Here is a 16,110-nt window from a genome sequence, read left to right on the forward strand (position 1 = left end):
CCCTGGCACAGCGAAGCCGTCGGGGGGGCGGTCACATCATCAGAGCCCCGTGAAACCAAAGCCCCTTCTGCATCGTGGGCTTCCACATGTTGCGCTGCTCGCCCTCCCATGGGCCGGGGTCCTTGGTGGTGTCCGAACCCAGGCCCCAGCACTTGCCGACCTTGTCCGCGACCTCCTGGCTGATCAGATCGGCCGCCCAGCCGTTCATGGACCCGTAGCCCGTCGCATAGACCACCAGATCGGCAGGCAGTTCGGTGCCGTCATCCAGCACCACGGCATTTTCGGTCAGGTGGCTGATGCCCTTGCCCGATTGCAGCTTGATCGAGCCGTCGATGACCAGATCGCAGGCGCCCACGTCGATGTAATAGCCCGAGCCGCGGCGCAGGTATTTCATGAACAGCCCGGAGTCGTCGTCGCCGAAATCCAGCATGAAGCCCGCCTTTTCCAGTGCGGCATAGAACTCGGCGTCGCGGCGCTTGATCTCGTCATACTGCGGGACGTGGAAGGTGTGCATGATCTTGTAGGGGATCGAGGCAAAGATCATGTCCGCCTTGTCATGGGTGATGCCGTTCGCCAGGGCCTGTTCGGAATAAAGCCCGCCCAGGCAGACCTCCATGAGGCTGTCGGACTTGACGATATGGGTCGAGGACCGCTGCACCATGGTCACGTCCGCCCCGTGTTCCCAAAGCGCCGCGCAGATGTCGTGGGCCGAGTTGTTCGAGCCGATCACCACCACCTTCTTGCCGCGATAGGCGTCGGGGCCGGGGTGCTGGCTGGAGTGCTGCTGTTCGCCCCGGAACACGTCCTGCCCGGGGATGACCGGAATATTGGGCTTGCCCGACATGCCGGTCGCCAGCACCAGCTGCTTGGGATGCAGGGTGACTTCCTCGCCGTTGCGGTCGACGACCACGGTCCATTCGCCCTTGGCCTCGTCATACTGCGCCGACTTGGCGGTGGTCGAGGACCAGTAGTTCAGTTCCATGACCTTGGTGTACATCTCCAGCCAGTCGCCGATCTTGTCCTTGGGCGCGAACACCGGCCAGTTGTCGGGGAAGGGGATATAGGGCAGGTGGTCGTACCAGACCGGGTCGTGCAGGCACAGCGACTTGTAACGCTTGCGCCACTGGTCGCCCGGGCGTTCGTGGCGATCGACGATGATCGTCGGCACGCCCAGCTGGCGCAGCCGGGCCCCCAGAGCGATGCCGCCTTGGCCGCCGCCGATCACCAGCACATAGGGCTGCTCCTCATAGCCCAGCCGCCGGGCCTCGTCCTCGCGCCTTTCCTTCCAGGTCTTGCGGTTCGGATCGTGGCCGTGCTCGGCCCCCATCGGGCGGCGCAGCTTGCGGGGCTCCTCATGGCCCTTGAGTTCGTGCAGCGTGGTCAGCAGCGTCCAGATCCGCCCGTCCTTCATGCGGATATAGCCGACGCCGCGGCCCGTGGCGGTTTCCAGCTGCAGCCAGGCCTCGGTCACGCCGCCTGCCTCGGCGACGGTCTCGGCCGGGTCCAGGCGCAGCGATTGCGGCGCGATGGCAGGCAGCTGTGCGGCGGCCATGGCGCGGATCTGGTCCTTGCCCTCGCAGGTCTTGAGGTTCCAGGTGAAGGCCGCAAGGTCGCGCCAGAAGCCGGTTTCCAGAAACAGGTCGGCCACCGCGTCCGGGTCCTGCGCGACCAGCGCGCGTTCGAGGTCGCCGACCAGTGCGGCCAACTGCGGATGGGTCGAATCAAGCATGGTATCCTCCCTTTGCTTGGATGGCGCCGCCCCCTCCCAAGGGCGGCGGATCGGCTGGGCGGGCCCGGTCCGATCGGTGGGAACAGGCTAGCGCGGGTCGGGGTGTGGCCAAGCGCCACGACGCCCCCGTCATGGAATCAATGGCTTGGTAGGCTCGCCTGTGGCGCGGCCCGTGGCACCTGTGGCATCGGCGTGCCACAGGTGCGGCGCAAGCCCATTCCCAGCGCCCCGGCCGTGCTGCTAGGCTTGCGCTGCCGCCGTTCCTGGGGAGGAGAGGATGGACAGCGACCTGCGCCATATCCGCGAGATCGAGACCGTCTCGCAGGGCGGTCCCGCCGCGCGCGACAGCGCGGTGGTGCAAAGCTGGCTGCGCTGCCTGGAAAAGCACCGGCTGGACCCCTCGGCCCGGTCCGAGGCCTATATCCTGCCCGCCGCCGAACTGCGCCTGCACCGGCAGCGCAGCGAGGAACTGATCGCCATCGCCCGCTCGGGCATCGAGAACCTCTATGCGCTGGTCGCCGGGCAGAACTATGTGCTGATGCTGGCCGACCGCGCCGGGGTGACGGTCGAATACCTGGGCGACGAGGCGCAAAAGGCGGCCTTGCGCCGGTCGGGCCTTTACCTTGGCGCGGAATGGTCCGAGGCGCGCGCCGGCACCTGCGCGCTTGGCGCCTGCATCGAGACGGGCGAGGCGCTGGTGATCCACCAAGACGACCATTTCGACGTGACGCATGGCGGGCTCAGCTGCACCGCCGCGCCGATCTACGATTCGCGCGGGGCGCTGGCCGCCGTGCTGGACATCTCGCTCTTGTCCTCGCCCCGGCCCAAGGCCAGCCAGAGCCTGGCGCTGAACCTGGTGCGGCAGTCCGTGCGGCGGATCGAGATGGCCAACATCATGGCCGAAAGCCGCCGCGAATGGGTGCTGCGCCTGTCCGGCAGCCCCGATTTCCTGGACGTGGATCCCGAGGCCGCGATCTCGCTGGACGGGGCGGGGCGGGTGATCGGCATGACCCACAACGCGGCGCGGCTGATGGCGCGGGCGACGGGGCTCGACTGGCGGGACGCCGGCGCGCTGATCGGGCGGCCGGTGTCGGATTTCCTGGGCGTCCGGCTGGACCGGCTGGACGACCTGACCCGCCAGCGTCCCGCCGCCGAGCGCTTTATCGAGACGCGCGACGGCCACCGCCTGTTCGCCCATGCGATCGAGCCGCGCCGCCAGGCGACCCGCCCCGCGCCACGGCTTGCGCAGCCGCCGCGCCTGCCGCCCGCCCTGGCGGAACTCGCGGGCGAGGACCCCGCGATGGCCCAGGTCCTGGCGCGGGCGGCGGCGCTGGCGCCGCGGTCTCTGCCCTTGCTGATCGAGGGCGAGACGGCACCGGCAAGCTGACGCTGGCGCGGGCGATTCACCAGGCGGGCGGCGGCGGGGCCTTTACCCTGCTGCGCTGCGCCGAACTGACGGATGCCGACGAGGCGGTGGTCTTTGGCCGCACCGACGGCCGACGGCATGAACCCGGGATGCTGGACCAGGCCGGGCGCGGCACGCTGGTCCTGGACAAGCTGGGGGAACTGCCGCCGCGCCTTCAGGCCCGCCTGCTGCAACTGGCGTCCGAGGGCAGCTACCTGCCCGTCGGCGCCATCCGCCCCGTCAGCCCCGGGCTGCGGCTGATCGCCACCGTGCAGGGCGATCTGGCGCAGGCGGTCGAGACCGGGGGCTTTCGGCGCGACCTCTATCATTGCCTGGCGGGGGCCAGCCTGCGCCTGCCGCCGCTACGCGACCGGATGGACCTGTTCTGGCTGGCCGACCGGATCATGGCCCGCGCCTTCGGCCAGCCGGTGCTGCTGGCGCCCGAGGTACCGGCGCGGCTGGCCGCCCACCGCTGGCCGGGCAACCTGCGCGAACTGGCCCGCCTGGCCGAGACGCTGGCCGCGATCCTGCCGCAGCCGCGCGTGGGGCTGTCCGACCTGCCCCTGCCGATGGCGGCCGCCCCCGCGCCGGGCCAGGGCGGTGCGGCGCTGTTGTCGCAGATGCTGCGCGAGACGGGCGGCAATGTTTCGGAATGCGCGCGCCGCCTGGGCGTCGACCGCACCACGATCCACCGCAGGATGCGCCGCCTGGGTCTTGCCGCGCGGGCGTGACCTGGTCATCGCGCTGTTGCCAAGGCGCCGGATTTCGGGCGAAACTGCCGCGGCGCCCTGATCGGTTCGACGGCGGGGGACCAAGACATCTGTGAACCCAAAGGGATGCGATGCCCCTTCGCCTTGGCTACCTGATCCCGCAATTTCCCGGACAGACGCATATCTTCTTCTGGCGCGAGCTTGAGGCGCTGCAGGCGCGCGGCGTCCAGCCGGTGCTGCTGTCGACCCGGCCGCCGCCGCCCGGCCTGATCTCGCACGAATGGTCGGCCGAGGCCGCGGCGCGCACCACCTATCTGGCGCGGATGGACCCCGCCGCCGCCCTGGGCGGGCTGGTGCGCCTGCCGCCGGGCGATCTGCTGTCCGCCCCGCGGGGAGAGCCGCGGGCCTTCCTGCGCGACATGGCGATGTCGATCCCGGCGGCGCGGCGGCTGGTGGACCACGCCCGGCGCGAAGGCATCGACCATGTGCATGCCCATTCCTGCGGCCGTGCGGCGCTGATCGCGGCGCTGGCCTTTCGCATGGGCGGGCCGCGCTATTCGCTGACCCTGCACGGTCCGCTTGAGGATTACGGCCCCGGCCAGCGCTACAAGTGGCGGCACGCGGCCTTTGCCACCATCATCACCGAAAAGCTGCGCGCCGAGGCCGAGACCGAACTGGCCGGCTACCTGCCTCCCCGGATCGCGGTCCAGGCCATGGGCGTCGATACAGGCCGCCTGTCGCGCGACACGCCCTGGCAGCCGCCCCGCCCGGGCGAGCCGCTGCGCATCATGTCCTGCGGCCGGCTGAACCAGGTCAAGGGCCATCAGGACCTGCTGCAGGCCATCCGCATGCTGCGCGACGCGGGCCACGACGCGCGGCTGGTCGTCGCCGGCGAGGATGACGCCGGCGGCACCGGCTATCGCCGCGTGATCGAGGCGCGGATCGCCGAGCTGGGCCTTGACGACGCCGTCACCCTGCTGGGCGCCGTATCCGAGGGCGAGGTGCGCCGCCACCTTCTGGAGGCCCATGTCTTTGCCCTGGCAAGCTGGCACGAGCCCTTGGGCGTTGCCCTGATGGAGGCGATGTCCTGCGAGGTGCCGACCATCGGCACTGCCGCCGGCGGGGTGGCCGAGCTGATCCGCGACGGGCAGGACGGGATTCTGGTGCCCCCCAGGGACCCGCCCGCGATGGCCGATGCGATCCTGCGCTTGGCCGGCGATCCCAACCTGGCCCGGCGCCTGGGCCAGGCCGGGCGGGAACGCATCGTCTCGGGCTTCGGCGCCGAGGCGGGGGCCGAGACGCTGATCCGGCTGGTGGCCGAGACGCGGGGCTGAGCCGGCCGGGCGTTCCGGGGGCGCGACGCACCTGCGCCCTGGATCAGCGCTGCGCCAGTTCGTCGATCACGTCCTGCCACAGGCTTGCGGGCTGCGCCCCGGTCACCACATGGCTGTCAGCGACGATGACGGTCGGGACCGAGTTGATCCCGCGCTGGCGGGCATGCATCTCGCGCGAGGCGATTTCGTCCCGGTCCGCGTCGGTGGCCAGCAGGCGGCGGATCATGGCGCCGTCCATGCCAGCCTTTTCGCCGATCTCGGCCAGCACGTCCGGGTTCGAGATGTTGCGCCCCTCGCGCCAATGCGCCCGCATCAGGCCCGACATCACCGGGGTCTGCGCGCCTTCCAGCCCGGCCCAATACAGCAGCCGGTGGGCGTTCAGCGTGTTCGGAACACGTTCGATCAGCGCGGGATTGATCCACAGGCCCAGCCGCTCGCTGGCCTCCATCACCGGCTTCATGGCGGCGAGAATGCCTTTCTCGTCGCCGAACTTCATCTTCATGTAGGCCACATGGTCCATGCCGGCTGCCGGCATCTGCGGGTCCAGGCGGAACGGGTGCCAGGTGATCGCGAACGGATGTTCGGGGCGGCTTTCCAGCGCGCGATCCAGTTCGGCCTTGCCGATCAGGCACCAGGGGCAGACCGGGTCGGCAAAGATGTCCAGGCGGATCTGGCCGGGAAGGGGATCGGTCATGTCAGCGGTCCTTGCGATGGCGCTCGCGCAGGGCGCGGCGGTTGATCTTGCCCGTCGGGGTTCGGGGCAGGGCGTCCAGCCGGATGTATTCGCGCGGCTGCTTGTAGCGTGCAAGCGCGGATTCGGCATGGGCCTGCATCTGCGGCACGGTCGCGGGCCCGGTCCAGAAGGCGGCGATGATCGTGCCCGAGGGCACGGCAAGCTCGGTCACCGCGACCTCGCCCGCGCCCGAAAGGGTCGCCAGCGCGTCCTCGACCTCGGCGGGGGACAGGCGAAAGCCGCCGGCGTTCATCATGTCGTCGGCCCGGCCGAGCGTGCGGAGCGCACCGTCGGGCGTCCTTTCGGCCAGGTCGCCGGTCAGGAACCACTCGCCGCGGAACCGCGCGGCGGTATCCTGCGGCTGGTCCAGATAGCCCAGGAACAGGCCCGGGTCGCTGCGGTGCACGGCCAACTGGCCCTGCGCACCCTCGCATCCGTGCTCGTCCAGCAAGGCGATGCGGCGGCCGGGCTGGGGAAAGCCCACCGTGCCCGCGAGCGCGGGCCGCGCCGGGCTGCCCGAAACGAAGGTCGAACATTCTGACATGCCCATCGCCTCGTGCAGGTCGGTGCCGGTGCGGTCGTGCCAGGCGCGGCGCAGGCCGGGGTCCAGCCGCTCGCCCGCCGTCAGCCCGTGGCGCAGCCCGGGCCAGGGTTTCCAGTCGGCCCGCAGCATGCGGCGAAAGACGCCTGGCGCAGCCGCGATCAGCGTGGCGCCGTGGCGGCTGGCCAGCAGCGGGATCTGCTCGGGCGCGACGCCCTGGGCCGGGATCAGCGCGGTTGCGCCCAAGGTCCAGGGGTCCATCAAGCCGGTGCCCAGCGTGAAGGTCCAGTTGAAGGCGCCGGCATGCAGCAGCCGGTCCTGGGGCGTCAGGCCGTACCAGCCCTGGAACATCATCTGCCGCGCCAGGATCGCGCGATGCGCATGGCACACCGCGCGCGGCTGGCCCGACGTGCCCGAGGTGAAGACGATATAGGCCAGCCGGTCGGGGGACCCTTGGGCGAACTCGGCCGGGGGCAGATCGGCAAAGCCCGCAAGCCGGCGGTCGTCGATCACCGGGGCCGGATGGTCGGGCAGGGGCACGCCCGGGTCGGCCACGATGGCGGCGGGGCGGACGGAACGGGCCAGGCGCGTCGTTTCGGCCGCCGTCAGCATGGCCGCGGTCGGGACCGGCACGATCCCCGCCGCGATGGCGCCAAGGTAGGTCACGGGAAAGGCGGGCGTGTTTCCCAGCCGCATCAGCAGCCGGTCGCCGGGACCGATGCCCGCCTGCAAAAGCCCCGTTGCGGTTCCCAGCACCGCCCGGCGCAGCCGCGCATGGGACCAGCGGTCGGCCCGCCCCAAGCCCAGGACCGACAGGGCCAGCCGGTCCGGGTGCGCAAGTCCGGCTTGCAGGACATGTTCGGCCAGGTTCATCCGTCGCCCCCCGTATTGCCTGGCCCCGCAATAAGGGCAGGCGGCAGGGCAGGGAAGGGGGCTTTGTCCCTTGGCTTCGGGTTCGGCAGGAACCGGGGCCCGGACATGAAAACGGCCCGCGACGGGGCGGGCCGTTTTCAATCGTTCGGACTGCCGGTCAGAGCAGTTTCAGGTCGCTGGCCGAGCTGCGGCCGTCGCGGCCCGATTGCAGTTCATAGGCGATCTTCTGGTTGTCGTTCAGCCCGGTCAGGCCGGCGCGCTCGACGGCCGAGATATGGACGAACACGTCCTTGCCGCCGTCATCGGGCGCGATGAAGCCATAGCCTTTGGTGGCGTTGAACCATTTCACGGTGCCGGTAGCCATTATACCGTCTCTCCTTCAAGTCCTCCCGGGAGCGAGATTGCGCCCGGGCCGTGCAGCCCTTTCCCGTCAAGTCCGGCTGCCCCGTGAAGGGAGGCGGTAGAAAGTCGTGCTCACGCGCATGAGAGGATGAACGATTCGTTAAAAAAGGCAAGCCAGAAAGCGCCGTCCAGGTTGACGCAGCGTCAACCCGAGACGACGGCTTGGCAATTTGTCGCTGATCCGCGCTAGGTCGTGTCAACGCAGGTCGGGCGGGGTTGCCTCGGCGCGAAGCATCTGAACCGCCTGGTCCAGTTTCACGCTTTCGCTGCCCTGCTTGTCAAGGCGGCGAATCGAGACGCTGCGCTCTTCGACCTCTTTCATGCCGATGGCCATGATCGCGGGGACCTTGCCGACGGAATGTTCGCGGACCTTGTAGTTGATCTTCTCGTTGCGGGTGTCGGCTTCGGCACGGATGCCCGCCTCGCGCAGCGCGGCCACGACCTCGTGGACATAGTCGTCGGCGCCCGAGACGATCGAGGCGACCACGACCTGGCGCGGCGCCAGCCAGAAGGGCAGCTTGCCGGCGTAGTTCTCGATCAGGATGCCGATGAAGCGCTCGAAGCTGCCCAGGACGGCCCGGTGCAGCATGACCGGCCGGTGCTTGCCGCCGTCCTCGCCGACATATTCCGCCTCGAGCCGCTGCGGCAGGTTGAAGTCGCACTGGAAGGTGCCGCATTGCCATTCGCGGCCAATCGCGTCGGTCAGCTTGAAGTCCAGCTTGGGACCATAAAAGGCGCCGTCGCCGGGGTTGATCTCATAGGGCAGGCCAAGATGTTCGATGGCACCTTTCAGCGCCGCCTCGGCCTTGTCCCAGATCTCGTCGCTGCCCACGCGGACATCGGGACGGGTCGACAGCTTGATGTCGAATTTCTCGAATCCGAGATCGCGATAGACCGAGGACAGCAGCCCGATGAAGCCCGCACATTCGGCCTCGATCTGGTCCTCGGTGCAGAAGATATGCGCGTCGTCCTGGACAAAGCCGCGCACCCGCATGAGGCCGTGCATCGAGCCCGAGCTTTCATAGCGGTGGCACGAGCCGAATTCCGCCAGCCGCAGGGGCAGGTCGCGATAGGACTTCAGGCCCTGGTTGTAGACCTGGACGTGGCAGGGGCAGTTCATCGGCTTGAGCGCGTTGATGCGCTTTTCCTTGGCGCCTTCCTCGTCCACCTCGACGAGGAACATGTTCTCGCGATAGGCCTCCCAGTGGCCGGACTTTTCCCACAGGATGCGGTCGACGACCTGGGGCGTGCGGATTTCCTTGTAGTCCGCGCGGATCAGGCGGCGGCGCATATAGGCTTCCAACTCGCGATAGATGGTCCAGCCGTTCGGGTGCCAGAAGACCATGCCCGGCGCTTCCTCCTGGAAGTGGAACAACTCCATTTCGCGGCCCAGCTTGCGGTGGTCGCGCTTCGCAGCCTCCTCCAGCATGGTCATGTGGGCCTTGAGGTCGTCGCGGTTGCGGAAGGCCACGCCATAGATGCGTTGCAGCATCGGGCGCGAGGCATCGCCCAGCCAGTAGGCGCCGGCGACGTGGGTCAGCTTGAAGGCGTCCGCAGGCACCTGGCCGGTGTTCTGCAGATGCGGGCCGCGGCAGAGGTCCTGCCAGTCGCCGTGCCAATACATGCGGATCGGCTCGTCGCCCGGAATGCGGTCGAGGAGTTCCACCTTGAAGGGCTCGCCCCGCTCTTCGTAATAGGCGCGGGCGCGGGCGCGGTCCCAGACCTCGGTGCGGACCGGGTCGCGGGCGGCGATGATCTGCTTCATGCGCTGCTCGATGGCGCCCAGGTCCTCGGGCGTGAAGGGTTCGGCGCGGTCGAAATCGTAGAACCAGCCCTGGTCGCGGACCGGGCCGATGGTGACCTTGACGTCGGGCCAGAGCTCTTGCACGGCGCGGGCCATGATATGGGCGAGGTCGTGGCGGATCAGCTCCAGCGCGGGTTCCTGGTCCTTCATCGTGTTGATGGCGATCCTGCCCGACTGCGTGATCGGCCAGGCCAGGTCGATATGCTGGCCGTCGAGGCTGGCCGAGATGGCGTTCTTGGCAAGGCTGGGGGCGATGGAGGCCGCGACCTCGGCTGCGGTCGTGCCGGCGGGGTAGTCGCGCGCATTGCCATCGGGGAAGGTCAGGGAGATCTGGGACATCGAAGTCCTCCTCGTCGGTTTGGCGCCCACGGAACGCCCGGTTGCGGGTATGTTGCGGGGGGTGTCGCGCGATTGCGGGGGGATGTCAATGTGGTAAGGGTTCTGGGGGCTTTGCGCCCCCGTCGCGTTCCGCGACTCCCCCGCAGGATATTTGGACAAGAAAGAATGACGGATTATCTGGAAACGCCGCAGGGGCGGCGGATCGCCTATCATCGGGTGGCAGGGCAGGGGCCTTGCGTGGTGTTCCTGGGCGGGTTCCGGTCGGACATGCAGGGCACCAAGGCCGTCTGGCTGGAGGACTGGGCGCGGGCGCGGGGGCAGGCATTCCTGCGCTTCGATTATTCCGGGCACGGGCAATCCTCGGGCGCGTTCGAGGACGGTTGCATCGGCGACTGGTTCCAGGACGCGCAGGCGGTGATCGGGGATCTGGTCGAGGGGCCGGCGGTGCTGGTCGGGTCCAGCATGGGCGGCTGGATCGGCTTGCTGCTGGCGCGGGCCATGCCCGAGCGCATGGCGGGGCTGGTGACGGTCGCCGCGGCCCCGGATTTCACCGAGCGCGGCTTCTGGCCCGGGTTTTCCGAGGCGGAGCGCGCGGCGCTGCTGCGCGACGGCCGGGTACTGCGGCCCAGCGACTATGGCGAGCCCTATGTCATCACCCGCCGGCTGATCGAGGATGGGCGCCGGCATCAGGTCCTGGCCGGGCCCCTGCACCTGCCTTTCCCGGTGCGTTTCCTGCAAGGGACGGCGGATGAGGACGTGCCGGTGGCCTGGGCGCTGGACCTGCTGGACCATGCCCAGGGCGCGGACATGCGGCTGACCCTGGTCAAGGGCGCCGACCACCGCTTTTCAACGGCCGAATGCCTGGACCTGATCGGCACGGCGGTCGAGCAGGTTCTGGCCCGCTGACCTCTTTCGGGGCCGGCGGTCCGGTCAGACCGCGATCTTGCCGTCGCTGTCGTTGTCCACGGTCAGGCCGCAATCGACCGGCTTCGGCCCGCTGCGACGGCGCCGTGCCGGGGCCGCCGGCGTGCTGAGCTGTTCGTCGATGAAGTCGAGCACCAGGGGCCGGATGTTCAGCCGCCAGCTTTTGCCCGCGAAGATGCCGTAATGGCCGGCGCCGGGCTCCAGGTGCTGCTGCTTCTTTTCGGGCGGGATGCCCGAGCAGAGGTCGAGCGCCGCGACGCATTGGCCGGGGGCCGAGATGTCGTCGTTGGCGCCTTCGACCGTCATCACCGCGACATCGGTGATTTTCGCGATGTCGACCCGCCTGCCGTTCACCGTAAAGCGGTTCTGCGCGATTTCGAGCCCCTTGAAGATGCGCTCGACCGTCGAAAGGTAGAACTCGGCCGTCATGTCCATCACGGCCAGGTATTCGTCGTAGAACTTGTAATGCTTGTCGCCCTCGGAACCCTCGCCACGGGCCTCGGCATAGATCTTGTCGAGGAAGGCCTTTGCGTGGGTTCCGGCGTTCATGGCGATGAACGAGCTGAGCTGCGCGAGCCCCGGATAGACCATGCGCCCCGCGCCGCGATACTTGAAGCCGACCTGCTGGATCATCAGGTAGTCGAGTTCGCCCATGGTCATGCGGTTGCCGAAATCGGTCACCTCGGTCGCCTGGGCGTCGGGGTCGATCGGTCCCCCGATCAGGATCAGCGAACGAGGCTGGGCGCCGGGGTCCTCTTCGGCCAGCAGGGCGGTCGCGGCCAAGGCCAGGGGCGCGGGCTGGCAGATCGCGATGACATTGGTTGCGGGCCCCAGGTGGCGGATGAAGTCGACCAGGTACTGGGTGTAGTCCTCGATGTCGAACTTGCCCTTGCTGACGGGAATGTCGCGGGCATTGTGCCAATCTGTCACATAGACGTCGCAGTCCGGCAGCAGTGAAGTGACCGTCGTCCGCAGGAGAGTCGCGTAATGCCCCGACATCGGCGCCACCAGCAGCACCTTGCGTTGCATCGGATCGCGGCGGGCGACCCGGAAATGCACGAGGTCGCCGAAATCGCGCCGGACCACGGGCTCGGGATAGACGACATGGTCCTGCCCGTCCTCGGACACGATGGGGGGAATTTCCCAGTCGGGCTTGATGACCATACGCGAGAAGCTGCGTTCGGTCACGCGGCCCCAGGCCGACATCAGCTTGAAGGCGGGATGGGGAATCAGCGCGAAGGCCGGATAGGACCCAAGCGCGCGGGCGCTGGCCCCCAGCCATTCGTTCGTGTTGCGGATCGTTTCCATCGCATCATAGGAAACAATGCCCTTCAAGCCCTTGTATGTCGTCATGTCGCGTACCGATCCTTGATTAAGGCTTGCCGGGCAGGACACGGCTTTACCTGCGTTTCCTTACAGGCATAATGATTTTACGGTTAGGGAGGATTGTCAATTATGGCTGGTGAAGACGACAAGCCGGGCGACGTGCCGAACAAAGCGCCAGCGGCGAAATCGGCCAGCCGGTCACGAAAGGCCGCGGCCCCGCGCGCGGCTGCGGGCGACAAGACGCGGACCCCGGCCGCCGAGAAGGCCGCTGCGCCCAAGGCCGAAGATCCTGCGGCCACCCAGCCGACCCGCGCGCGCAAGCCCCGTGCCGCCGCTGCCAAGCCGGACGAGGCGGGGGCCGCGGGCAAGGCCGCTGCGCCGGCCAAGACGCCAGCCCCCGCGCCCGCCGCCAGCGCCTCGGCCAAGCGGACCGCCGCAAAGCGTGCGCGGGCGGCCGCGCGCGCCGACACCCGGACCACGACGCGGCGCAAGCCCAGCCCTCCGCGCGGCAAGGCCGCCAAGGCCGAGGCCGAGGGCGGGATCCCCGCCGCCGAGGTCACGACCGTCATCGTCGAGGCCGACCCCCATCCCGCCCGCACGACCGGCGGCGGCGCCATCGAGGGCGGCGCCGGTGACGTTTCCGACGGGGACGAGGGCGGCGCGGGCACGCTGGCCTTCCTCGAGGCGGCCTTCGGCCCGAACAGTCGCCTGCCCGAAAAGATGGTCCAGAACATCGAGCGCATCGAATCCCTGACCCAGCGCTTGATCAGCGCCTTGTCCCAGCGCCGGCCCAAGAACCCCGGGGTCGAGGCGCCGGGCCCGGACCTGTTCGCCACCGCCGCCAGCGCCTGGGTCAAGCTGGTCGCCGAACAGCCCGAGCGCATCATGGAGCGTCAGGTCAGCTACTGGGGCGAGACCCTGCGCCATTTCGCCGAGGCGCAGGCGCAGCTGGTGCGCGGCTCGCTGACCGCCCCCCCGGACGAGGGACCGACCGACCGGCGCTTCTCCAACCCGCTGTGGCAGACGCATCCCTTCTTCAACTTCATCAAGCGGCAATACCAGATCAACGCCGACGCCATGCTGAAGGCGGCAAGCGACCTGGACGTGACCGAGATGAACGACCGCCGCCGCATCGAATGGTTCACGCGGCAGATGATCGACATGATGGCGCCGACCAACTTTCTGGCGACCAACCCCGATGCCCTGGAAAAGGCCCTGGCGACCGAGGGCGAAAGCCTGGTGCGCGGCCTCGAGAACCTGGTGCGCGACGTGGAAAGCCATGGCGGCGAGATGATCGTGTCGCTGGCCGACCGCAACGCTTTCCGGGTGGGCGAGAACATCGGCACCTCGGCGGGCCGGGTCGTCGCGCGGACCAGGCTTTACGAACTGATCCAGTACAGCCCCACCACCGAGCAGGTGCACGAGATCCCGCTGGTGATCTTTCCGCCCTGGATCAACAAGTTCTACATCCTGGACCTGAAGCCGCAGAACAGCCTGATCAAGTGGATCGTGGACCAGGGCCATACCCTGTTCGTCGTCGCCTGGAAGAACCCCGACCCGAGCTATGGCGACACCGGCATGGACGACTACGTCTCGAGCTATCTCGAGATCATGGACCGCGTCCTTGACCTGACCGACCAGAAAAAGCTGAACGTCGTCGGTTATTGCATCGCGGGCACCACGCTGGCGCTGACCTTGTCGCTGCTGAAGCAGCGGGGCGACGACCGCGTGAACGCGGCGACCTTCTTCACCACGCTGACAGACTTTTCGGACCAGGGCGAGTTCACCGCCTTCCTGCAGGAGGACTTCGTGTCCGGGATCGAGCAGGAGGCCGCGCGGACCGGCGTTCTCAGCGCGCAGCTGATGACGCGGACCTTCAGCTTCCTGCGCGCCAACGATCTGGTCTGGGGGCCCGCGATCCGCAGCTACATGCTGGGCGAGACGCCGCCGGCCTTTGACCTGCTGTTCTGGAACGGCGACGGCACCAACCTGCCCGGCCGCATGGCGATCGAATACCTGCGCGGGCTGTGCCAGCAGAACGCCTTTGTGGGCGAGGGGTACGACCTGCTCGGCCACCGCCTGAACGTGCGCGACGTGACCGTGCCGCTGTGCGCCATCGCCTGCGAGACCGACCACATCGCCCCGGCCCGCGACAGCTGGCGCGGGGTGGCGCAGATGGCCTCGAAGGACAAGACGTTCATCCTGTCCGAGTCGGGTCATATCGCCGGCATCGTGAACCCGCCCAGCAAGAAGAAGTACGGCCATTACACCTCGGACAAAGGCTTCGACGACGGTTTCGAGCCCTGGCGGGAAGCGGCCGTCTATCACGAGGGCAGCTGGTGGCCGCGCTGGGGCGAATGGCTGGCCGCGCGCTCGGGCCCGATGGTGGACAGCCGCCAGCCCGAGGAGGGTTTCGGACCCACCCCCGGAACCTATGTCCATGAAAGATCATAAGAAAAAAATTTCTGCACCGCAGCATTAATGGTTGAAATGCTGCGGTGCAGCATTTATATTGGGGACAGAAGACGTATCACTCGGCGCACCGGACTTCGCGCCACCTCTAGGAGAGAGAAAATGGCCAAGACCCCTGACTTCACCAAGACCATGCAGGACATGATGGCGAAATTCCCGGTTGACACCTCGTCCTTCCAGGACGCCTTCCGCTCGCAGACCGCGCTGGGCGAAAAGATGGCCAAGATCACCCTGGCCGCCGCCGAACGCTCGACCGAGATCTCGGCCCAGTGGGCCAAGGACACCATCGCCCGCATGGGCGAACTGACCTCGACCAAGGAAGAGCCGGCCGAATACGCCAAGGCCGTCAGCGATTTCGCCACCGCCGCTGCCGAAATGGCTGCCGAGCACATGGCCGCCTTTGCCGAAGTCGCCAAGAAAGTGCAGATGGACACGGTCGATCTGATGCTGACCGCCGGCAAGGACCTGGCTGCCGACGCCCAGAAAGTCGCTGAAAAAGCCACTGCCGACACCCAGACCGCGGTGAAAAAGGCCTCGGTCGCCGCGACCAGCGCCACCAAGGTCTGATCCTCGGGATCGGCCGCAAGGCGAAAGGGGCGGGTCACCGCCCCTTTTTCTTTGCCGCATCGCCGCGGCGCCTGGCGCGCGGTGGCGATTTTCTTTGCATTTCACCGGCTGTTTTTCCATCATGCTGCAAATGCATCGCCGGAGGAGCCATGGCCGAGCCCGACCCCAAGTCCCCGCTTCTGATCAAGCGTTATGCCAGCCGGCGGCTCTACAACACCGAGACCAGCGATTACGTCACGCTTGAGGATATTGCCGGCTTCATCCGCTCTGGGCGGCAGGTCAAGATCGTCGATCTGAAAAGCGGCGACGACCTGACCCGGCAGTATCTGCTGCAGATCATCGCCGAGCACGAGGGGCGGGGCGAGAATGTCCTGCCGATCGACGTGTTGACCGACCTGGTGCGCAGTTATACGACCCAGGCCCAATCCGTCGTGCCGCAATTCCTTGCCGCCAGCTTCGAGATGTTGCGCGAGGGCCAGTCCAAGATGATGGAGAACCTGGCGACCTTTCCGAACCCGATGTCCTCGATGCCGGGGTTCGAGGCGCTTCAGCGCCAGCAGCGGCTGTTCCTGAAGGCCATGGCCGCCGGTTGGGGCGCTGCCGGCTCGAGCGGCCCCGAGGCCGAGGACGATGATGCCACCAGCCCCCGCCGCGCCCGCAAGGGCGAGGAGGACATGGACGAAATCCGCAAGCAACTGGCCGAGTTGCAGAAGCGGATTTCCCGGCTCTGACCGCTTGCGCCGGCCGATCCTTCGCGATAGACCGGCGCGCACGGACGGTTGGCCGAGTGGTCGAAGGCGCACGCCTGGAAAGTGTGTAGGCGGGGAACCGTCTCGAGGGTTCGAATCCCTCACCGTCCGCCACTTGCCCTCGCGAAAGCGTTCTCCCGATCCGGCTGCGGCCGGATTTTTCCGTTGTTGTCGAGGGTTATGCGGGAGGGGCTGAGCACTG

The 16,110-nt window shown here is 68.1% G+C and carries 12 protein-coding genes, 1 tRNA gene and 1 pseudogene; 8 read left to right on the forward strand and 6 right to left on the reverse strand.

What is annotated here, in order from left to right:
• Positions 1 to 46: 46 nt before the first annotated feature.
• Positions 47 to 1,729, reverse strand: a pseudogene (locus BU28_RS23450) (NAD(P)/FAD-dependent oxidoreductase); the annotation flags it as partial.
• Positions 1,730 to 2,006: 277 nt separating this feature from the next.
• Here BU28_RS23450 and BU28_RS26830 point away from each other — a divergent pair.
• The 3 genes from BU28_RS26830 (at position 2,007) to epsE (ending at position 5,178) form a co-directional block, all read left to right on the forward strand.
• Entirely contained in the window at positions 2,007 to 3,116 is a 1,110-nt protein-coding gene (locus BU28_RS26830) for a sigma-54-dependent Fis family transcriptional regulator (protein WP_415839890.1), read from the forward strand.
• 14 nt (positions 3,117 to 3,130) lie between these two features.
• A complete protein-coding gene (locus BU28_RS26835; RefSeq protein ID WP_415839891.1) occupies positions 3,131 to 3,865 on the forward strand; it encodes a sigma 54-interacting transcriptional regulator in 735 nt (244 codons plus the stop codon).
• Between the two features lie 110 nt (positions 3,866 to 3,975).
• Positions 3,976 to 5,178, forward strand: coding sequence for an exopolysaccharide biosynthesis GT4 family glycosyltransferase EpsE (gene epsE, locus BU28_RS0116515; protein ID WP_028720437.1), 1,203 nt, complete (start codon positions 3,976 to 3,978; stop codon positions 5,176 to 5,178).
• A gap of 43 nt (positions 5,179 to 5,221) precedes the next feature.
• On the opposite strand, the gene BU28_RS0116520 is transcribed toward epsE, so the two are convergent.
• The 4 genes from BU28_RS0116520 to thrS form a co-directional block, all read right to left on the reverse strand.
• Positions 5,222 to 5,872 carry a DsbA family oxidoreductase gene (locus tag BU28_RS0116520; protein ID WP_028720438.1) on the reverse strand — a complete coding sequence of 217 codons (651 nt, stop codon included), beginning with the start codon at positions 5,870 to 5,872 and terminating at the stop codon, positions 5,222 to 5,224.
• A gap of 1 nt (position 5,873) precedes the next feature.
• Positions 5,874 to 7,325 (reverse strand): class I adenylate-forming enzyme family protein, encoded by a 1,452-nt coding sequence (locus tag BU28_RS0116525; RefSeq protein WP_028720439.1) that lies wholly within the window; start codon positions 7,323 to 7,325, stop codon positions 5,874 to 5,876.
• A gap of 157 nt (positions 7,326 to 7,482) precedes the next feature.
• The gene (locus BU28_RS0116530) at positions 7,483 to 7,689 is read right to left on the reverse strand and encodes a cold-shock protein (protein ID WP_011747293.1); all 207 of its coding nucleotides are present in this window, start codon (positions 7,687 to 7,689) and stop codon (positions 7,483 to 7,485) included.
• Positions 7,690 to 7,923: 234 nt separating this feature from the next.
• Positions 7,924 to 9,870 carry a threonine--tRNA ligase gene (gene thrS / locus BU28_RS0116535; protein ID WP_028720440.1) on the reverse strand — a complete coding sequence of 649 codons (1,947 nt, stop codon included), beginning with the start codon at positions 9,868 to 9,870 and terminating at the stop codon, positions 7,924 to 7,926.
• 165 nt (positions 9,871 to 10,035) lie between these two features.
• Here thrS and BU28_RS0116540 point away from each other — a divergent pair, with 165 nt between their 5' ends.
• Positions 10,036 to 10,776, forward strand: coding sequence for an alpha/beta fold hydrolase (locus BU28_RS0116540; RefSeq protein ID WP_028720441.1), 741 nt, complete (start codon positions 10,036 to 10,038; stop codon positions 10,774 to 10,776).
• 24 nt (positions 10,777 to 10,800) lie between these two features.
• Here BU28_RS0116540 and phaZ read toward each other — a convergent pair whose 3' ends face one another.
• The gene (phaZ, locus tag BU28_RS0116545) at positions 10,801 to 12,147 is read right to left on the reverse strand and encodes a polyhydroxyalkanoate depolymerase (protein WP_174714391.1); all 1,347 of its coding nucleotides are present in this window, start codon (positions 12,145 to 12,147) and stop codon (positions 10,801 to 10,803) included.
• A gap of 102 nt (positions 12,148 to 12,249) precedes the next feature.
• Here phaZ and phaC point away from each other — a divergent pair, with 102 nt between their 5' ends.
• The 4 genes from phaC (at position 12,250) to BU28_RS0116565 (ending at position 16,022) form a co-directional block, all read left to right on the forward strand.
• Complete coding sequence (gene phaC / locus BU28_RS23460) at positions 12,250 to 14,574, forward strand: class I poly(R)-hydroxyalkanoic acid synthase (RefSeq protein ID WP_036763232.1); 2,325 nt, start codon at positions 12,250 to 12,252, stop codon at positions 14,572 to 14,574.
• A 120-nt stretch (positions 14,575 to 14,694) separates the two neighbouring features.
• On the forward strand, positions 14,695 to 15,159 hold the full coding sequence (locus BU28_RS0116555) for a phasin family protein (protein ID WP_028720444.1): 465 nt from the start codon (positions 14,695 to 14,697) through the stop codon (positions 15,157 to 15,159).
• Between the two features lie 149 nt (positions 15,160 to 15,308).
• Positions 15,309 to 15,890, forward strand: coding sequence for a polyhydroxyalkanoate synthesis repressor PhaR (gene phaR / locus BU28_RS0116560; protein WP_028720445.1), 582 nt, complete (start codon positions 15,309 to 15,311; stop codon positions 15,888 to 15,890).
• Positions 15,891 to 15,932: 42 nt separating this feature from the next.
• Positions 15,933 to 16,022: transfer RNA gene (locus tag BU28_RS0116565), tRNA-Ser, on the forward strand.
• Positions 16,023 to 16,110 lie beyond the last annotated feature (88 nt).

The organism is Paracoccus yeei ATCC BAA-599 (assembly GCF_000622145.1).
GTDB classification, from domain to species: domain Bacteria; phylum Pseudomonadota; class Alphaproteobacteria; order Rhodobacterales; family Rhodobacteraceae; genus Paracoccus; species Paracoccus yeei.